The sequence below is a fragment of the Massilia cavernae genome (genome assembly GCF_003590855.1).
Taxonomy (GTDB): Bacteria; Pseudomonadota; Gammaproteobacteria; order Burkholderiales; family Burkholderiaceae_D; genus Telluria_A; species Telluria_A cavernae.
Genome location: NZ_QYUP01000088.1, coordinates 1 through 17,417, shown reverse-complemented (window position 1 = coordinate 17,417; position 17,417 = coordinate 1). Strand labels below are relative to the sequence as shown.

Genomic DNA, 17,417 nt, shown 5'->3' with positions numbered 1-17,417 from the left:
TATTCTATCCCTTTGACCCATGCCTTCCCTACATTCCATGCCCGCCCCGGAGGCTTTGCACCCCTCCTTGTGGCTGGCCTCGCAATTGGCGCATTCGTCCACGCGCTGCGTCGATACGGGGCATCCCACCCTGTCGGCGCAACTGCCTGGCGGCGGCTGGCCCACCGGCACGCTGAACGAACTGCTGCTGCTGCAGCCGGGCATTGGCGAATTCCGCCTGCTGCGTCCATCGCTGGAGGCCGTCGCCAAACGCCGCATCGTGCTGCTGCAGCCGCCGCACGCGCCGCAGGCGCTGGCGCTGGCCGCGCTGGGCCTCAAGCCGTCCCAGCTGCTGTGGGTGCGCACCAGCCGCAGCGCGGACGCTTTATGGGCGGCCGAACAAATCCTGCGCAGCGGCAGTTGCGGCGCGCTGCTGTTCTGGCACAGCCATGCGCGCGGCGAGGCGCTGCGCCGGCTTCACCTTGCCGCCCAAAGTGGCGAAACCCTGTTCTTCATGCTGCGCCCGCTGGCCGCCAGCCAGGACGCGTCGCCCGCCCCGCTGCGCCTGAGCCTGCGCCCGGCGCCGGGGGGCATGGAAATCGGTTTCGTCAAACGCCGGGGACCGCAGCGCGATGCGCCGCTGTTCCTGCCACTTACACCTTCTTTACTTCAACGCCATGCGACTGTGGATCGGCCTGCACCTGCGCCAGCTACCGCTCGAGGTCTTCTGCCCGAACTGGTCCAGTGACGGCGGCAGCATCGTCCTGGAGCAGGAAAAGGTGCTGGCCGCGTCGCCGCTGGCGCGCGCCGCCGGCGTGCAGCCAGGCATGCGGCGCGGCGGCGTGCTCATGCTCATGCCCGAGGCGCGCCTGTACGACCGCACCGCCGAACGCGAGGCAGACGCACTGCATGCGGTGGCCATGGCGCTGCTCCAGTACACGCCGCTGGTAACGCAAGCCGAGGAATCGACGCTGCTGATCGACATCGGCGCCAGCCTGCGGCTGTTCGGCGGCATCCGTTCGCTGTGCAAGCGCATCCGCGCCAACATGCGCGCGCTTGGTTTTTCAGCCGTGATCAGCTGCGCTCCCACGGCGCGCGGCGCATGGCTGCTCGCGCGGCATGGAGGAGGGCGCGCCCTGTGCATGCCTTCGCTGGTGCGCCGGCTCGACCAGTTGCCGTGCGCCTTGCTGCCGCCCGCGCGCCAGTTCGCGCCGTGGTTCGAAGGCATCGGCTGCTTTGCCCTGGGCGAAATGCGGCGCCTGCCAAGGCCGGGCTTGCAGCGCCGTTGCGGCCATCCCTTGCTCGACCTGCTCGATGCCGCCTACGGCATGACGCCCGAGCTGTTCGAGTGGATCGAAGCGCCCACCACTTTCCGCGCCCATCTCGAGCTGTTCGACCGGGTCGAAAACGCCGAGGCGCTGCTGTGGGGCGCGCACCGCCTGCTGCTGCAGCTGACAGGCTGGCTGTGCGCGCGCCAGCTTGCCGTCGAACGCATCACGCTGCAGCTCGAACACGAACGGGGGCGGGTGGCGCGGCCGCCCACGGTCATCGAAATCGCGCTGGCCGAACCCACCTGGCGCGACGAGCACCTGGTGCGCCTGCTGAAGGAAAGGCTGGCAAAGCAAACGCTGGAAGCGCACGTGATTGGCCTTACTCTTGAAGCGCTGCAGGTGCAGCCGATGGCGCCGCCCAGCGAGTCGCTGTTTCCCGAGCCAGGCGGCAGCGAGGAAGACCAGCTGCGCATGCTCGAACTGCTGGTGGCGCGGCTGGGGCCCGACAACGTGCTGCAGGCGGCGCCGCAGGCGGACTACCGTCCAGAGCTGGCCAATACTTGGGTGCCGGTGCAAAAAAAGATCAGGCAGGCGGCGCTGGACGCGCAGATGCCGCCCGACGTGCTCAGCCTGCCGCGGCCGGTGTGGCTGCTGGCCAAACCCATCGCGCTACTGATGCGCAACCACCGTCCGTTCTACGGCTCGCCGTTGAAAATGGCGTCCACGCCGGAGCGTATCGAAGCAGGGTGGTGGAGCCAGGCGCACACGCGCGACTACTTCATCGCGGAAGGGCAGGACAACGCGCACTACTGGGTCTATCGCGAGCGGATCGCGGGCATGCTGGAAGACGCGGAACCGCGCTGGTACCTTCACGGACTGTTCGCGTGAGGCTTGACATTGTAATGGCGTGGATTACACTTCTGCGAGGTGGGTGTGATTACATCGATTCGACACAAAGGCTTGGCGGAGTTTTTTTACACAAGTAACCGACGTGGAATACCTGCGAATTTCTCAGTGCGACTTGGACGAATTCTGGACATATTGGACGAATGCTCAAAACCGCAAGAGATGGACCTGCCCGGGTATCGCTTTCATGCCCTGAAAGGTAACCGTGCAGGCACATATGCCGTGAATGTTTCTGCAAATTGGCGCCTTACATTTCAATTTTCCGAAGCAAACGCCGTCAATGTAGACCTGGAGGACTATCACTAGTGAAATCACTTCGCGATCCACAACGGCCACCGACCCATCCCGGCGCGATACTACGCGAAGACGTGCTGCCAGCGCTAAGAATCACGCAAACCGAATTCGCCCGATTGCTGGGCGTCAGTCGCTTGACCGTCTCGGAACTGGTCAATGAAAAGCGAGCGATGTCGCCATCGATGGCTGTACGGCTCGAAATCCTCTTGAATACGTCTGCAGAGACGTGGTTGAAGATGCAGCAATCCCGCGATTTATGGGAAGCACGGCGGGAGTCCACCGGAATCGCGGTGAAGCCGCTACCGGCACGCTACCTCGCAGCCCTGGACATGCAGGAATAAGGACGCGCGTGACCGGCCGCGCCGGATTTACTCCTCGTCGAATTCCTCAGCCAGGTTCTTCCACCCTTTGCTCTTCGCGAAAGCGCTGAATTCTTCCGGCGCTTCCAGCACGATCAGCTTGCGCTCCTGCAAGCCCGGATCGCTGTGGCCGAAGTCGGGACCCTTGTAGCCGAGCGCGCGCAGCCGGTCGATCACCTGGCCGACGAGCGCATCGTCCTTGTAAAGGCCCGGTTCGATCGCCGCGGCGAAATCGACATACACGTCGATGATTCCGTAGCCCTCGTCGAAAATGCGGATGCCTTTGACGTCATGGGAACGGCCTGTGCTGTCCGTGGCCTTGAACGGGCCGCTCAGCTGGATGTCGGTATCGGTAGTCATGACCGGCAGCATACACCATCGTGCAATACCGCGAATCCGACCGCTGCGGATACATCGGGCGGCAAATGTTGATCGGAAAGTGGTCAAGAAAACCGTATTTTATTTACCCTTGAAATGAACGAGCCCAGCCATTAGATGGGGTGCAACGGATGCTCAACGGAGGTCCGTCAACTTATCGCTTAACTTTACAAGGATACTTATCATGCGTACTTTTGACCTTGCCCCTCTCTATCGTTCCGCTATCGGCTTCGACCGCCTGGCCCAGCTGCTCGAACAGCGTGCCGACACCCAGCCTAGCTACCCCCCATACAACATCGAACTGGTCAGCGAAGACAAGTACCGCATCGTGATGGCGCTTGCCGGCTTCGACCGTTCGGAAGTCGAGATCGTTGCCGAGCGCGACACGCTGCACGTCACCGGCCGCAAGCAGAAGGACGAGACCCAGCGCACCTTCCTGCACCGCGGCATCGCGGCACGCGATTTCGAACAGCGCTTCCAGCTGGCCAACCACGTCAAGGTCACCACCGCCTCGTTCGACAACGGCATGCTGACCATCGAGCTGGTGCGCGAAGTACCGGAGGCCTTCAAGCCGCGCAAGATCGCCATCGGCGGCGCCGACGCCACCACTGGCAACGGTGAGAATGTGCAGTCGCTGGAGCAGCGCCAGGCCGCGTAAGGCCCGCAGTGGCAGCATGTTTTAGACCTTGGACAGACGACGGGGCGCTCGCGGTACGGAGCGCCCCGTCGCACAATCAGATTTAAGGGAACGTTAAGTCTGCTCCCGCAATATATATCCATCGTAAAACCCTACCTGTCATGGAGTTACTCAATGCAAAACGAAGGTGCCACCACTGCCATCAGCGCTAAGCGACTCACGTTGGCTCTTGCCACCGCCGGTATCATCGGCGGCGCGGTCGGTGCGGTCGCAGTCAATCACAGCAACGCGGTAGCGTCCGGCGCCGGCAGCGCTCCCGCAACCGTCGCAACCCTTGCTGCGCCTGCCGCTGCGGCAGCAGCCCCTGCGCCGGTTGCCGCGGGCGTCGCCCTGCCGGACTTTACCCAGCTCGTTTCGCGCGCCAGTCCTGCCGTCGTGAACATCCGCGTCACCGGCAGCACCAAGACCAGTGCACGCGTACCGCGCGGGGCTGAAAACGATCCGATGTATGAATTCTTCCGTCGCTTCCAGGGGCCGCAAGGGCCCCGCGGACAACGCGACATGCCCGTTTTTGGCGCCGGTTCCGGGTTCATAATCAGCCCGGACGGTGTCATCCTGACGAATGCGCACGTGGTGCGCGATGCGACCGAGGTCACGGTCAAGCTGCAGGACCGCCGCGAATTCCGCGCCAAGGTGCTGGGCTCCGATCCGAAGACCGACGTTGCCGTCCTGCGCATCGAGGCGAAGAACCTGCCTGTTGTACCTATCGGCAAGTCGAGCGACCTCAAGGTGGGCGAATGGGTGCTGGCGATCGGTTCGCCGTTCGGCCTTGAAAGCAGCGTGACGGCGGGTGTCGTCAGCGCCAAGGGACGTTCGCTGCAGGACGACAGCCATGTGCCCTTCATCCAGACCGACGTCGCCGTCAACCCCGGAAACTCGGGCGGCCCGCTGTTCAACACGCGCGGCGAAGTGGTCGGCATCAACTCGCAGATCTACAGCCAGACCGGCGGCTATCAGGGCCTGTCGTTTGCGATCCCGATCGACGTGGCCTACCGCATCAAGGACCAGATCGTCGCCACCGGCAAGGTGCAGCACGCCAAGCTGGGCATCCAGATCCAGGAAGTGAACCAGGCTTTCGCCGATTCGTTCAACCTGGCCTCGCCGGAAGGCGCGCTGGTGGCGAACGTCGAGCGTGGCGGCGCGGCCGACAAGGCCGGCCTGAAGGCGGGCGACGTGATCCGCAAGCTCAATGGACAACCGATCATCGCCTCGCTCGACCTGCCGGCCATGCTCAACCTGAACAAGCCGGGCGACAAGGTCACCATGGAAGTCTTCCGCGAAGGCAAGACGATCCAGGTGCCCGCCAAGCTGGCCAACGCCAGCGACAAGGCGGCGCCGGATGAGCAAGAGGAAGTCGCCGCGGTCGATTCGGGCAGCAAGCTGGGCCTGGCCCTGCGTCCGCTCGAGCCGATCGAGAAGCGCCAGTCCGGCATCGCCGCCGGCCTGCTGGTGGAAGATGCGGACGGCGCCGCCGCGAATGCCGGGGTCGAACCTGGCGATGTACTACTGGCGATCAATGGCCGGCCGGTGACCTCGGTCGCCCAGGTGCGCGACGTGGTGGGCAAGTCGACCAAGTCGGTTGCCTTGCTGATTCAGCGCGGTGGTGACAAAATCTTCATTCCTGTGCGGATCGGTTGACGCGTACGTCGGCCACCGCATTAATCGAGAAACGGGGAAGTGATGCGGCTGCTGCTGGTGGAAGACGATACGATGATCGGCGAAGTAGTGCTCGACCTGCTCAGGGCCGAGCACTACGCCGTCGACTGGGTCAAGGACGGCGAAATGGCGGATACCGCGCTGATGCAGTCGCAAGCCTACGACCTGGTGTTGCTGGACCTTGGCCTGCCGCGCAAGGACGGCCTTGAAGTACTGCGCTCCATGCGCAACCGGAAGGACCGCACCCCTGTGCTGGTAGCCACCGCGCGCGACTCGGTCGGGCAGCGCATCGCCGGCCTGGACGCCGGCGCCGACGACTACGTCCTCAAACCCTATGACCTCGACGAACTGCTGGCGCGCATCCGCGCCTTGTTGCGCCGCGCCGCCGGCCGCGCCGAACCGGTCTTCGAATACAAGAACATCTCGATCAACCCCGCCACCCGCGAAGTGCAGGTCGACGGCGCCATGGTCACGCTGTCCGCGCGCGAATGGGCGGTGCTGGAAGCGCTTATCGCGCGTCCCGGCGCGGTGCTGTCGCGGCCACGGCTCGAAGAAAAGCTGTACAGCTGGCGCGACGAAGTAAGCAGCAATGCGGTCGAGGTGTACATCCACGGCCTGCGCAAGAAACTGGGCAGTGAACTGATCCAGAACGTGCGCGGCGTCGGCTACATGGTGCCCAAACAATGAAGGTGTCGCACTCGCTGCGCGGCCGCCTGCTGTGGTTCCTGCTGGCCGCCATCTCGATCGCCACGCTGGCGCAGGCCTCGATCGCCTACCGCACCTCGCTGCGCGACGCCGACCAGATCTTCGACTACCACATGCAGCAGATGGCGCTGTCGCTGCGCTCCGGCGCACCGCTGTCGAACATCGAAGCGCGCGAAGCGACCGAGGCCGACGCGGAGAACAACGAGCTGATGGTGCAGGTCTGGACGCCCGACGGCGTGCAGGTGTTCCGCACGTTTTCGCGAGCGCGCCTGCCGCAGCGGGCGGTGCTGGGCTTCTCCAACGTCGACGCCAACGGCACCACCTACCGCATCTTCTCGGTCCAGACCAGCAACCAGACGGTGCAGGTTGCGCAGGACATGGCGGTGCGCCGCAAGATCGCGGGCAACCTCGCGCTGCGGACGGTCGGCCCGATCGCAGTGATGATGCCGATCCTGATGCTGGTCGTATGGTGGGTGGTCAGCGGCTCACTGGAACCGGTGGCGCGGGTGCGCAAGCAGGTCGCGTCGCGCCAGGCCGATGATTTGTCGCCGGTGTCCGAATCGGGTTTGCCGGATGAAGTGCTGCCGCTGGTGCAGGAACTGAACGCGCTGTTCGGGCGCGTGAGGACGGCGTTCGAGGCGCAGCAGAATTTTGTCGCCGACGCCGCGCACGAACTGCGCACGCCGCTGGCGGCGCTGAAGTTGCAGGCACTAAGCCTCGAACGCGCAGGCAGCGAGGAAGCGCGCAGCGTGGCGGTAGGGCGGCTTACCGCTGGCATCGAGCGCGCCACGCGGCTGGTGGAGCAACTGCTGGTGCTGGCCAGGCAGGAGACCACGGCGGCCGATATTGCAAGGGTCGAGGAAGTTGCGCTGACGGACGTGGCGCGAAGGACGCTGGGCGACCTGGCCGGTGCGGCGCAGGTGAAGGGAATCGACCTGGGGCTGGAACGTGCTGACGACGTGACAATCCAGGGCCAGCCGGAGGCGCTGGCGATCCTGATGCGCAACCTGGTGGATAACGCGATCAAGTACACGCCGGCGGGGGGCAAGGTCGATGTGGAGGTGAATGCGGGAGATACCGGGCCGGTGGTCGTCGTCGAGGACAGCGGGCCGGGAATTGCGCCGGAGGAGCGGGGGAGGGTGTTTGACCGCTTCTACCGGATTGCCGGCAGCGAGACGGGGGGGAGCGGGATCGGGATGGCGATTGTGAAGGCCATCGCGGACAGGCATGGCGCGAAGCTGGTGCTTGATCAATCCGTGCGCCTGGGTGGGTTGAAAGTTCGCATCGAGTTCCCGAGATTTTAGCCATAAAAATGTAGGGCGGATAAGCGGAGCGCATCCGCCGAATTGGGTACGTCGCGTTGACGTATGCACCCATTCGGCGGAGGCGCTTCGCTTGTCCGCCCTACGCCCTTCGTTAGTTCTTCTTCGCCTCTTCCTTCGGCCACGGCGTACCCAGCCACGCCGCGTTCATCACCTTCTGCTCCGCTGTCGGCTTGTCCAGCGCCTTCACCTTCGCCTTGCCGTTCGGCTGCAGCACCGGCGCCAGCTGGATCTCGCGCAGTTCGTCGCGACGGAACAGGTGCAGCTTGAACGGACCGGTCTTGGTCAGGTACAGCTTCTCCGACAAATCCTTGGCCGACACCTTCACGCCATTCACCGCCAGCAGCACGTCGCCCGACACGATACCGGCCTTCCACGCCGGACCGTCACGCTCGACTTCCGTCACCACCGCCGGATCGGAGCCTTCCTTCACCTTCCAGCCGGCCCACCACGCTTCCTTCTGTTCCTCGTCCTTCGGTACGTCGATCAGGTACTGCATGCCGACCGTCTTGAGCAGGTCCTTGAACGGAATCTCCGCGGTGCCGTCCACGTACTGCGCCCACCAGCCGCTCCAGTCCTGGCCACTGACCTGGCGCAGCGCAGCCTTCAACGCCTTCGGATCGTAACCGCCCTGCGCCACCGAGTGCTTCTCGTACAGGACACGGTGCACGTCTTCCAGCCCCTTGGCGCCCTTGGTCTGGCGGCGCAGCTCGATGTCCATCATCAGGCCCAGCACCTGGCCCTTGGTGTAGATGTTGACCGACGCGTTGCGCGCGCGTTCGCCGCCGACCGAGATCCACTCGTCGAAGCTCGATTCGCTGGCGGTTTGCTGGAAGCGGCCCGGCTGGTGCAGGTAGTCATCGATCAGCTTCGCGTATTCTTCCATGAACTCGTCGCGCTTCTCGAGGCCTGCGCGCAGCACCATCAGCTCCTCGAAGTAGGAGGTGTGGCCTTCGGCTACCCACAGCAGCCGGTTGTAGTTCTCCTTCTGGTATTCGTAAGGAACCATCTCCTTCGGACGGTAGGCCTTCACGTTCCAGGTGTGGAAGAACTCGTGCGCCGCGGTGCGGATGAAGTTCAGGTAGTCCTTGCGCTTGGCGAAGGTCCAGCGCGGTTTCTGGATCACGGTGGAGTTCAGGTGTTCGGTGGCGCCGCCCGCGCCGTCGGTGGCGTGCACGATGAACAGGTAGCGCTGGAATGGCCATTTGCCGCCATACAGCTTGCCGCCTTCGATCACGACCTTCTTCAGGTCCTCGGCCATCTTCTTGCTGTCGTAGTTGCCGCGGCCCCAGATCGCCAGCTCGATGGTGCGGCCGTCGACCATGAAGCTGTGGAATTCGTGGATGCCGGTTTCGATCGGCGAGTCGACCAGCACGTCGTAGTTCGGCGCGACGAAGCAGTGGTTGCAGTTGGTGCCGGCATCCATGCCCGAGCGCGACTGCCAGCCGGCCGGCACGTCCATCTTCACTTTCACCGGCTCGTTGCGGAACGGCGCGGCGTAGACGAAGACGCCGCTGGCGTCGAGGTAGGCGTGGGTGTCATCGATGTGGCGGGTGCGTTCGCCCAGCACGTTGGCGTATACCTCGTAGCTGACGGTGACGGCGTCGCCCGGCGTGGTCTGCACCTGCCAGGTACCCTTGTCGGTCTTGGCCACTGCCAGCGGCTCGCCTTTGGCGTTGACCGCCTTGAACATGCGCACGCCGTTGGCCAGGTTCAGGATCTGGTAGCGGCCGGTGCGCCAGTTGGGCATCTGCACGTCGAGCGTGGTGGCGTTCGAGGCGGGGAAGGTGGCGCGCACTTCAGCCAGGTGCTGGGCGGCATCGGTAATGCGCAGCTGGTAGTCCACATCGGCGCGCGCGGCCGGCGCGGCGGCGAGCAGGAACAGGGGAAGGGCGTAGGCGAGGAATTTTGGTTTCATGTCCGGGCTGGTGTGAGGTGACGTGGATAACGTAGCGCGCAAGTGTATATCACCGGGATCGCACCGGCCAGCATGAAAATTCGGTATACATATTTGTAATTACAGGGCGGCGGTCCCAAAAAAAAAGCGGCGCCCGTGCACGAGGCAGGGCGCCGCTGCTTACGCGTACGGGCTTAGAACTTGTGCCACAGGCGCGCGAAGTAGGATGCGCCGTTCAGGCCGAACTGCACCGACTCGTACTTGAAACCGTTGTCGGTTTCGTTCTCGTCCTGCACCGTCGGCTTGACGTTGAAGATGTTGGCGCCGCCCACGGTCAGCTTGGTCTTGTCGCTGAAGTTCCAGGTCAGCGACAGGTCGGCCGAGGTCTTGGCCTTGTAGTGCTGGTTAGGCACCGACTCGCTGCCCGACCACGTGCCCAGCGTCTGCGGGCCGAAGTGGATGATCTTGAACTCGGTGCCGACCTTGCCAAGCAGGTACTCGAACGACAGCGTGGCCTTGCGGCGCGGGCCGCCCTGTTCGATGAACAGGCGTTCGCGCTCGGACAGCAGCACGTCCTCGTAACCGCTGAACACCGCCGGCGCATGCACCGCGGTCACTTCGGTCTTGCTGAGGTTCATGGCCAGGAAGGTATTCAGCTTGCCGGGGCCGACGTCGGCGCGGTGCGCCACCGTCAGGTCCAGGCCCTGGGTCTTGGTGTCGATCGAGTTCACGAAGAACTGCGCGGCGCCCACGCCCAGGGTATTCAGCAGCGGCACGATCGGCGCGAAGTTGTCGGCGTCGAAGCGGCCCGAGAACACGACGCGGTCATCGATGGAGATGCGATACAGGTCGGCCGTTACCGAGGTCGCTGCGGTCGGCGTGAAGGTCGCGCCCAGGGTGTAGCTGGTCGATTCCTCTTCCTTCAGTTTCGGAATGCCGATCGCGTTGGCCACGGCGCCGCCGTTCGGTGCGAACACCGAATCGATCGGGCGGCCGCTGACGAATTCGGTGAACGTCGACGAGAAGAATGCCTGCTGCAGCGACGGTGCGCGGAAGCCGGTGCTGGCCGAACCGCGCAGCATGAAGCCGTCGCTGACCTTGAACGACGCCGCCAGCTTGCCGGTGACACTGCTGCCAAAGTCGCTGAAGTTCTCGTAGCGCGCCGCGGTCAGCACCTTGAAGCGGTCGGTCACGTCGGTTTCGACGTCGACGTACGCGGCCACGCTGTGGCGGTCGCGGTCGGTCACGTCGGCCGGCCGGAAACCAGGGAAGCCCTGGCTGCCCGGGTCGCCGCCGAAGCCCGGGCCGTCGGCGTCGATGTAGGAACCCGGTTCGCCCGCGAAGATCTTGTAGTTCTCGGTGCGGTACTCGGCGCCAAACGCCAGGTTCAGGCCATTCATGAAGCCCGGGTAGAAGCGCGCCACGTCGGCGTTGGTGGTCATCTGCTCGGCCGAGAAGCCGCCGGCGTCGAACTGCGACGCGCTGACGCCGCGCCCGCCGGCCAGCAGGTCCTTATTGGCGATCGATGCATTCAGCGTGTTGCTGATGTTGTAGTGCATCTTGTTGTAGCCGTAGGTCTGCGACAGGTCGGCAGTCCATTCGTCGAACCTGGTGCGGTAGCCGATGGTGCCGTACTGGTCGTCGATGTCGGCGTTGATGTAAGGGGCGAAGCCGTTCGGGTACATCGCCTGCGCATTGCGGGTCGGGATCTCGTCAGGGCCGCGGCCCCATGCGGCTGACGATGCGTCGCGTTTCTGCAGGCCTGCAGTGAAGTACACCTTGCCCGGACCGGCCGGGATCTCGCCGTTCAGGTACACGGTCTGGTTCTCGACCTTGGAGTCGCCGATGGTGCGCAGGCTGCCCGGATCGGCGCGGTTGGAGCGGTCGCGGTCCAGGTATTCGGCGGTGATGCCCACCACGCCGCCTGCCAGCGGCACGCCGCAGTAGCCGGACACCAGCAGGTTCTCGCCGTCGCCCTCGGAGTACTGGCCGACGCCGAATACCGATTCGCAGCCCAGCGATTTTTTCAGTTCGACGTTGATCACGCCCGCGATCGCGTCGGAACCGTATTGCGCGGCCGCGCCGTCGCGCAGCACCTGGATGTTCTTCACCGCCAGCAGCGGGATTGCGTTCATGTCGGTGCCGGTGTTGCCGCGGTTGCGCGCACCGAAGATGTTGACCAGCGAGGTGCTGTGGCGGCGCTTGCCGTTCATGAGCACCAGCGTCTGGTCGGAGCCGAGGCCGCGCAGGGCTGCCGAATCCACCAGGTCGGCGCCGTCCGCGCCGGTCTGGCGGGTCGAGTTGAACGAAGGCGAGATGTAGGTCAGGGTCTGGGCCAGGTCGAACTGGCTGCCTTGCTCGGCAAGCTTGGTCATCGGGATGAAGTCGACCGGCACCGCGGTCTCCGTGGCCGATGCGGCCGTCACGCGGCGCGATCCGACGATGCTGACGGTCGGGATCACGTCAGCCGACTGGGCTTGCTGGGATTCGGTCTGGGCGAAAGCGGAAGGGCTGAAAGCGGCGAGGGCGACACTGCCATACAGGGCGAGCAATACGGAACGGCGTAAGGTGGTGGTTTGAAACACGCGTCAGTCTCCAGGGTGAAAAAAAGCATTCTAAGCACTTATAACTGTATTAAGTGTGGTTATGGGACAACATTTGTATATACGATTGGAGGTAATCCTCAGGTTTTCACGGCGACCTATGCCGCTTGCATGCCTGGCGGGGGGGGGGGGGGCGGGACCTGGCGCACGCGGATTTGTTCCCGGCTGGCGCATGGCCTATACTGTGTTTTTATACAGTACTATTTCTGCACCATATATGTTTCCCGCCCCGATGGCGCAGAGCCTGCCCGACTATGCCGAGCTGTTCTGCCTGACCAATTTCTCCTTCCTGCATGGCGCCTCGCATGCCGAGGAACTGGTCGCGCGCGCCGTGCAGCTGGGGTACTCGGCGCTGGCGATCACGGACGAATGTTCGCTGGCCGGCGTGGTGCGCGCCCATGCGGTGGCCAAGCGCGAGGGACTGCCGCTGATCATCGGCGCCCACTTCCATTTGCAGGACCCGGACGGCAGCCCGGCGCTGTCGCTGGTCGTGCTGGCGCAGGACCGCAACGGCTATGGCAACCTGTCGGAGCTGATCACGCAGGGACGCACGCGCAGCGACAAGGGCAGCTACCTGCTCACGCCGGCGGACTTCGCATCGCCTTCGGGCGAGCAGGCCCATTTGAAAGGCCTGCCGGGCTGCCTGGCGATCCTGTTGCCCTCGTATCCGGGACATGACGCGGCCGACGTCGACCGCCTGCACCGCCAGGCCGCGTGGATGGCGGCCACCTTCCCGGGCCGCGCCTGGCTGGGACTGAACCTGCTGCACCGCGCCTACGACGACGCCCACCGCGCCACCATCGAGGAAGTCGCGCTGCAGCACTGGCTGCCGGTGACCGCGGTAGGCCACGTCTGCATGCACGTCCGCTCGCGCAAGCCGATGCACGACACGCTGTGCGCGATCAGGATCGGCAAGCCGGTGTCCGAATGCGGCTACTCGCTGTCGCAGAACGCCGAGCAGCACCTGCGCGCGCGCCTGCGGCTGGCCAACATCTACGCGCCCGAGGTGCTGGCCGAAACGCTGCGCATCGCGCGCCTGTGCACCTTCTCGCTCGACGAGCTGCGCTACGAGTATCCCGACGAACTGGTGCCGCCGGGGCAGACCGCGGCCCAGTACTTGCGTAGCGAAACCTACATCGGCGCCCATCACCGCTTCCCGCAGGGGATACCAGCGAGGGTGCAGGCCCAGGTCGAATATGAACTCGACCTGATCGGGCAGCTGAACTACGAGCCTTACTTCCTGACCGTGTACGACATCGTGCGCTACGCGCGCTCGGTCGGCATCCTGTGCCAGGGCAGGGGATCGGCGGCCAACTCCGCGGTGTGCTACTGCCTCGGCGTGACCGAAGTCGACCCGGCGCGCGGCAACCTGCTGTTCGAACGCTTCATCTCGAAGGAGCGCAACGAGCCGCCCGACATCGACGTCGACTTCGAGCACCAGCGGCGCGAGGAAGTCATCCAGTACATCTACGGGAAGTACGGGCGCGCACGCGCGGCGCTGGCTGCGGTGGTCATTTCCTACCGCCCCAAGAGCGCGCTGCGCGACAGCGGGAAGGCGCTCGGCATCGACCTGGCGATCGTGGAGAAGGTCGCCAAGAGCCACCACTGGTTCGACAGCAAGGAAGACCTGGTCAAGCGGCTGGCCGAAAGCGGGCTCGATCCCGACTCCGTCCTCGCGCAGCAGTGGGCCACGCTGGCGCAGCGGCTGCTCGGTTTTCCGCGCCATTTGTCGCAGCACCCGGGCGGCTTCGTCATCGCGCAGGGCAAGCTGTCGCGCCTCGTCCCGATCGAGAACGCGGCGATGGCCGACCGCAGCGTGATCCAGTGGGACAAGGACGATCTCGAGGAGCTGGGCCTGCTGAAGGTCGACATCCTGGCGCTGGGGATGCTGTCGGCACTGAGGCGCACGCTCGACCTGGTGGGACAGCAGCGCGGCATGGTGTTCTCGATGCAGGACATCCCGGCCGAGGATACGGAAACCTACGACATGATCTGCAAGGCCGACACCATCGGCGTATTCCAGATCGAATCGCGCGCGCAAATGAGCATGCTGCCGCGGATGCAGCCGCGTACCTTCTACGACCTGGTGATCGAAGTGGCGGTGGTGCGGCCCGGTCCGATCCAGGGCGGCATGGTGCACCCCTACCTGCGGAGGCGGCAGGGCATCGAACCGGTCGATTATCCCAAGCCGGAGATGAAGATCGCGCTCGAACGCACGCTGGGCGTGCCGATCTTCCAGGAGCAGGTGATGCAGGTGGCGATGCTGGCGGCCGGCTTCACGCCGGGCGAAGCGGACCAGCTGCGGCGCGCGATGGCGGCGTGGAAGCGCAAGGGTGGGCTGGAAAAATACTACGACCGGATTGTCGGCGGCATGCAGGATCGGGGCTACGCGCTCGAGTTCGCCGAGGCGATCTTCAGCCAGATCCAGGGCTTCGGCGAATACGGCTTCCCCGAATCGCACGCCGCCAGCTTCGCGCTGCTGGCGTATGCCAGCTCGTGGCTGAAGTGCCACGAACCGGCCGCCTTCCTGTGCGCGCTGCTGAACAGCCAGCCGATGGGCTTCTACAGCCCCTCGCAGCTGGTGCAGGACGCGCGCCGGCACGGCGTCGAAGTGAGGCCGGCGGACATCGCCATCAGCGGCTGGGACAGCGCGCTCGAGCCGCCGTCAGGGCCGCCCGCGCGCGAGGGCGAACGGCCGCAGGCGGCGGTGCGGCTCGGGCTGTCGCTGCAGCGGGGGATGCACAAGGAAGCGGTGGCGCGGATCGAAGACGCACGCGCGATCCGGCCCTTTGCCAGCGTCAGCGACCTGGCGCGGCGCGCCCAGCTGGACCGGCACGACCTGCAGGTGCTGGCTGCCGCCAACGCACTGCATTCGCTGGCCGGCAACCGGCGCCAGGCGCTGTGGCAGGCGGTGGGCGCGGTGCCGGACAAAGACCTGCTGCGGCCAACTTCGCTGGCGGAGGAAGCGCCGGTGCTGCGCGCACCCAGCGAAGCCGACGAAATTATCGGCGACTACCGCGCGCAGGGGCTCACGCTGGGACGGCATCCGCTGGCGCTGCTGCGCGAGCGGCTGTTCCAGCAGCGCTTCATTGCCGCCTCCGACCTGGCCGATTTCCAGCACGGCCAGCTGGCGCGCGCCTGCGGCATCGTCACGGTGCGGCAGCGGCCGGCGACGGCGAAAGGCGTGCTGTTCCTGACGCTGGAAGACGAGACCGGCAACGTCAACGTCATCATCTGGCCCAGCCTGGTGGAAAAGCAGCGCCGCGAAGTGCTGGGCGCGCCGCTGCTGGGCGTGTACGGCATCTGGCAAAGGGAAGGGGAGGTGCGCCACCTGGTGGCCAAGCGGCTGGTCGACATGTCGCACCTGCTCGGCCGCCTCGACACCTCCAGCCGCAACTTCTGCTAAACAGCGCAAACGTTCCAACTCGGAACATTCCAAAATCGGGGTCAGACCCTGAGCCTTCCCCTCAAAAATTGCTTGTAAACAGGCTGGATGCCTGTTAACTTCTAATCCCAAAAACGGCGCATGCATGGCTGTGTTAACCCTTTCGTTTGTAGCGACCAAACTGCGAACGAAAGGAACAGACTATGCATGCAGGACGAATCATACAAGATTTGTTAGCCGATCAATGCCCATCGATACACGCCAAACGCCGGCATTGCCTTGCCTTGATGATTGAGGCGGCGCGGAGTGGCGGGCTTGGTTTGCTGAAGATGAGTAAGTCTGTGCAAGGCTCGAGCTCATTGCGTCATCGCATCAAGCGCTGTGATCGGCTGTTGAGCAATCCCCATCTGGCGACCGAACGCGTGGAGATATTTCGCGCAGTCGCGCAGCGCGTCTTGCAAGGCCAATCGAAGATCAGCATTATCGTGGACTGGTCCGATTTGTTAGCCGACATCAGCCAACACGTGCTGCGTGCGGCTGTCGTTGTGAAGGGCCGCGCTATCGTCATCTATGAAGAGATACACCCCACCGCGCAGTATGGTGCGGCTTCGGTGCACCGCGAGTTCATGAAGACGCTACGCTCGGTGCTGCCAGCCCATTGTCAGCCCTTGATCATCACCGATGCCGGCTTTCGCGCCGCGTGGTTCAAGATGCTCGATCAACTCGGGTTTGCCTGGATAGGACGCATCCGAAACCGCGACATGGTGACCCCCAGTGGCAAAAGTGACTGGCGCGGTTGCAAAGAGCATTTCGCGGACACGAAGGGACGTGCACGCGACCTGGGGAGCTTCAATTACGTCCGTTCGAACCCTGTGCCATGCCGTTTGGTGATGATCAAGAGAGTACCCAAAGGGCGCACATGCAAGACTGTGTTCGGGAAAAAATCGCAGAGCCACCATAGTAAGAAGCAGAGCGCAGGGCAACGGGAGCCGTGGTTGCTGGCTGTTTCGCCACGCCTGTCGAGGCTCAGTGCCAAGGCGGTTGTTAATTTGTACCAGGGCCGCATGCAGATCGAGCAGACGTTCCGCGACCTCAAAAGCTCCCAATGGGAATGGGGCTCAGCAGCAGCCAAACACGCAAGCCACATCGACTCACCATCTTGTTGCTCATCGCATCGCTGCTTGCGTTCGCGCTGTGGCTGATCGGCTTGGCCGTACGCCGCAACGGGTTCGCTGTTCACTATGGCAGTCGCAAGAAAGCGGCTGCCACCCTATCCATCCTGTCGCTAGCGCGCCACTGGCTGCAATATCACAGCTCGGCACTCTTAACGCGACGTCAAATCGCCGAAGCGTTGAACGAGCTCGGGTCCATGCTCGAGACGTACGAAATATGAGGGGAAGGCTCAGGGTCAGACCACCATTCTGGAATATTCCAGAATGGTGGTCTGACCCCGATTTTGGAACAATTACATGCGCGACGAGGTGCCCGAGGTGCCGTAGTAGCTGTGGATCTGGTTCGCCCATTGTTGCTCGGCCATGTCGGCCAGTGGTCGGTGTCGAAGCCGGGCGCGTTCGCGATGCGGCTCTTTTCGAGGTCCATCGTGAAGCGCTTGTGCACCGTATCCAGCTTCAGCGCTTCCCATGGCACCGCAAACAGTTTCTCGCCAAGCGACAGCACGCCCCCGCTCGACATCACCGCATACGCAACCTTGCCGGTGCGCATGTCGAGCATGATTTCCTTGATCTCGCCAAGGTGCTCGTTCTTCAGGTTGTGAACGTGGTTGCCGATCAGGGTCTCGGCGCCCATCAGTTCAGGGCCAGGCCCTTTGTGGCCTTTGTCTACATACATGCCATAGGCATCGCGTTCTTCATAAGACATCTTCGACCTCCTTGGTGGAAAACGTCCAGCATGAACTTTGAAGGCCGGCAAGTCTGTTAGTTGCCTCACCCACGCGCAGTGTCCAGC

General features: G+C 64.1%; 13 protein-coding genes and 1 pseudogene. 10 read left to right on the top strand and 4 right to left on the bottom strand.

What is annotated here, in order from left to right:
* Positions 1–19: 19 nt before the first annotated feature.
* From imuA to D3872_RS09035, 4 genes are read left to right on the top strand one after another with little or no spacing between them, the layout of a single operon-like run.
* A complete protein-coding gene (gene imuA, locus D3872_RS09050; RefSeq protein ID WP_119810463.1) occupies positions 20–727 on the top strand; it encodes a translesion DNA synthesis-associated protein ImuA in 708 nt (235 codons plus the stop codon).
* Positions 657–2,138: a Y-family DNA polymerase gene (locus D3872_RS09045; RefSeq protein WP_119810462.1), complete on the top strand. Its 1,482-nt coding sequence runs from the start codon at positions 657–659 to the stop codon at positions 2,136–2,138. Before imuA ends, D3872_RS09045 begins: the two co-directional genes overlap by 71 nt.
* 39 nt (positions 2,139–2,177) lie before the next feature.
* Positions 2,178–2,462, top strand: coding sequence for a type II toxin-antitoxin system RelE/ParE family toxin (locus D3872_RS09040; protein WP_307719419.1), 285 nt, complete (start codon positions 2,178–2,180; stop codon positions 2,460–2,462).
* Positions 2,462–2,791, top strand: coding sequence for a HigA family addiction module antitoxin (locus D3872_RS09035; RefSeq protein ID WP_119810460.1), 330 nt, complete (start codon positions 2,462–2,464; stop codon positions 2,789–2,791). Before D3872_RS09040 ends, D3872_RS09035 begins: the two co-directional genes overlap by 1 nt.
* A 27-nt stretch (positions 2,792–2,818) precedes the next feature.
* Here D3872_RS09035 and D3872_RS09030 read toward each other — a convergent pair whose 3' ends face one another.
* On the bottom strand, positions 2,819–3,169 hold the full coding sequence (locus tag D3872_RS09030; RefSeq protein ID WP_119810480.1) for a hypothetical protein: 351 nt from the start codon (positions 3,167–3,169) through the stop codon (positions 2,819–2,821).
* Between the two features lie 202 nt (positions 3,170–3,371).
* Between D3872_RS09030 and D3872_RS09025 the strand changes: the two genes are divergently transcribed.
* The 4 genes from D3872_RS09025 to D3872_RS09010 all read left to right on the top strand — a co-directional run bounded on the left by D3872_RS09025 (position 3,372) and on the right by D3872_RS09010 (position 7,549).
* Positions 3,372–3,845: an Hsp20 family protein gene (locus D3872_RS09025; RefSeq protein ID WP_119810459.1), complete on the top strand. Its 474-nt coding sequence runs from the start codon at positions 3,372–3,374 to the stop codon at positions 3,843–3,845.
* 153 nt (positions 3,846–3,998) lie between these two features.
* Entirely contained in the window at positions 3,999–5,522 is a 1,524-nt protein-coding gene (locus D3872_RS09020; protein ID WP_119810458.1) for a DegQ family serine endoprotease, read from the top strand.
* A gap of 42 nt (positions 5,523–5,564) precedes the next feature.
* Positions 5,565–6,227: a response regulator gene (locus tag D3872_RS09015; RefSeq protein ID WP_119810457.1), complete on the top strand. Its 663-nt coding sequence runs from the start codon at positions 5,565–5,567 to the stop codon at positions 6,225–6,227.
* A complete protein-coding gene (locus D3872_RS09010) occupies positions 6,224–7,549 on the top strand; it encodes an ATP-binding protein (RefSeq protein WP_119810456.1) in 1,326 nt (441 codons plus the stop codon). Before D3872_RS09015 ends, D3872_RS09010 begins: the two co-directional genes overlap by 4 nt.
* 112 nt (positions 7,550–7,661) lie before the next feature.
* Here the strand turns inward: D3872_RS09010 and D3872_RS09005 are convergent, their stop codons facing one another.
* Both D3872_RS09005 and D3872_RS09000 read right to left on the bottom strand, forming a co-directional pair.
* Positions 7,662–9,485: a M61 family metallopeptidase gene (locus D3872_RS09005; RefSeq protein ID WP_119810455.1), complete on the bottom strand. Its 1,824-nt coding sequence runs from the start codon at positions 9,483–9,485 to the stop codon at positions 7,662–7,664.
* A 173-nt stretch (positions 9,486–9,658) separates the two neighbouring features.
* Entirely contained in the window at positions 9,659–12,049 is a 2,391-nt protein-coding gene (locus D3872_RS09000; RefSeq protein WP_119810454.1) for a TonB-dependent receptor plug domain-containing protein, read from the bottom strand.
* Positions 12,050–12,284: 235 nt separating this feature from the next.
* On the opposite strand from D3872_RS09000, the gene D3872_RS08995 reads away from it, so the two are divergent.
* Together D3872_RS08995 and D3872_RS08990 are read left to right on the top strand one after the other, a co-directional pair.
* Positions 12,285–15,473 (top strand): error-prone DNA polymerase, encoded by a 3,189-nt coding sequence (locus D3872_RS08995; protein WP_119810453.1) that lies wholly within the window; start codon positions 12,285–12,287, stop codon positions 15,471–15,473.
* Positions 15,474–15,739: 266 nt separating this feature from the next.
* The gene (locus tag D3872_RS08990) at positions 15,740–16,654 is read left to right on the top strand and encodes an IS4 family transposase (protein ID WP_182915742.1); all 915 of its coding nucleotides are present in this window, start codon (positions 15,740–15,742) and stop codon (positions 16,652–16,654) included.
* Between the two features lie 263 nt (positions 16,655–16,917).
* Here D3872_RS08990 and D3872_RS08980 read toward each other — a convergent pair.
* Positions 16,918–17,330 (bottom strand): annotated as a pseudogene (locus D3872_RS08980) (PRC-barrel domain-containing protein).
* Positions 17,331–17,417 lie beyond the last annotated feature (87 nt).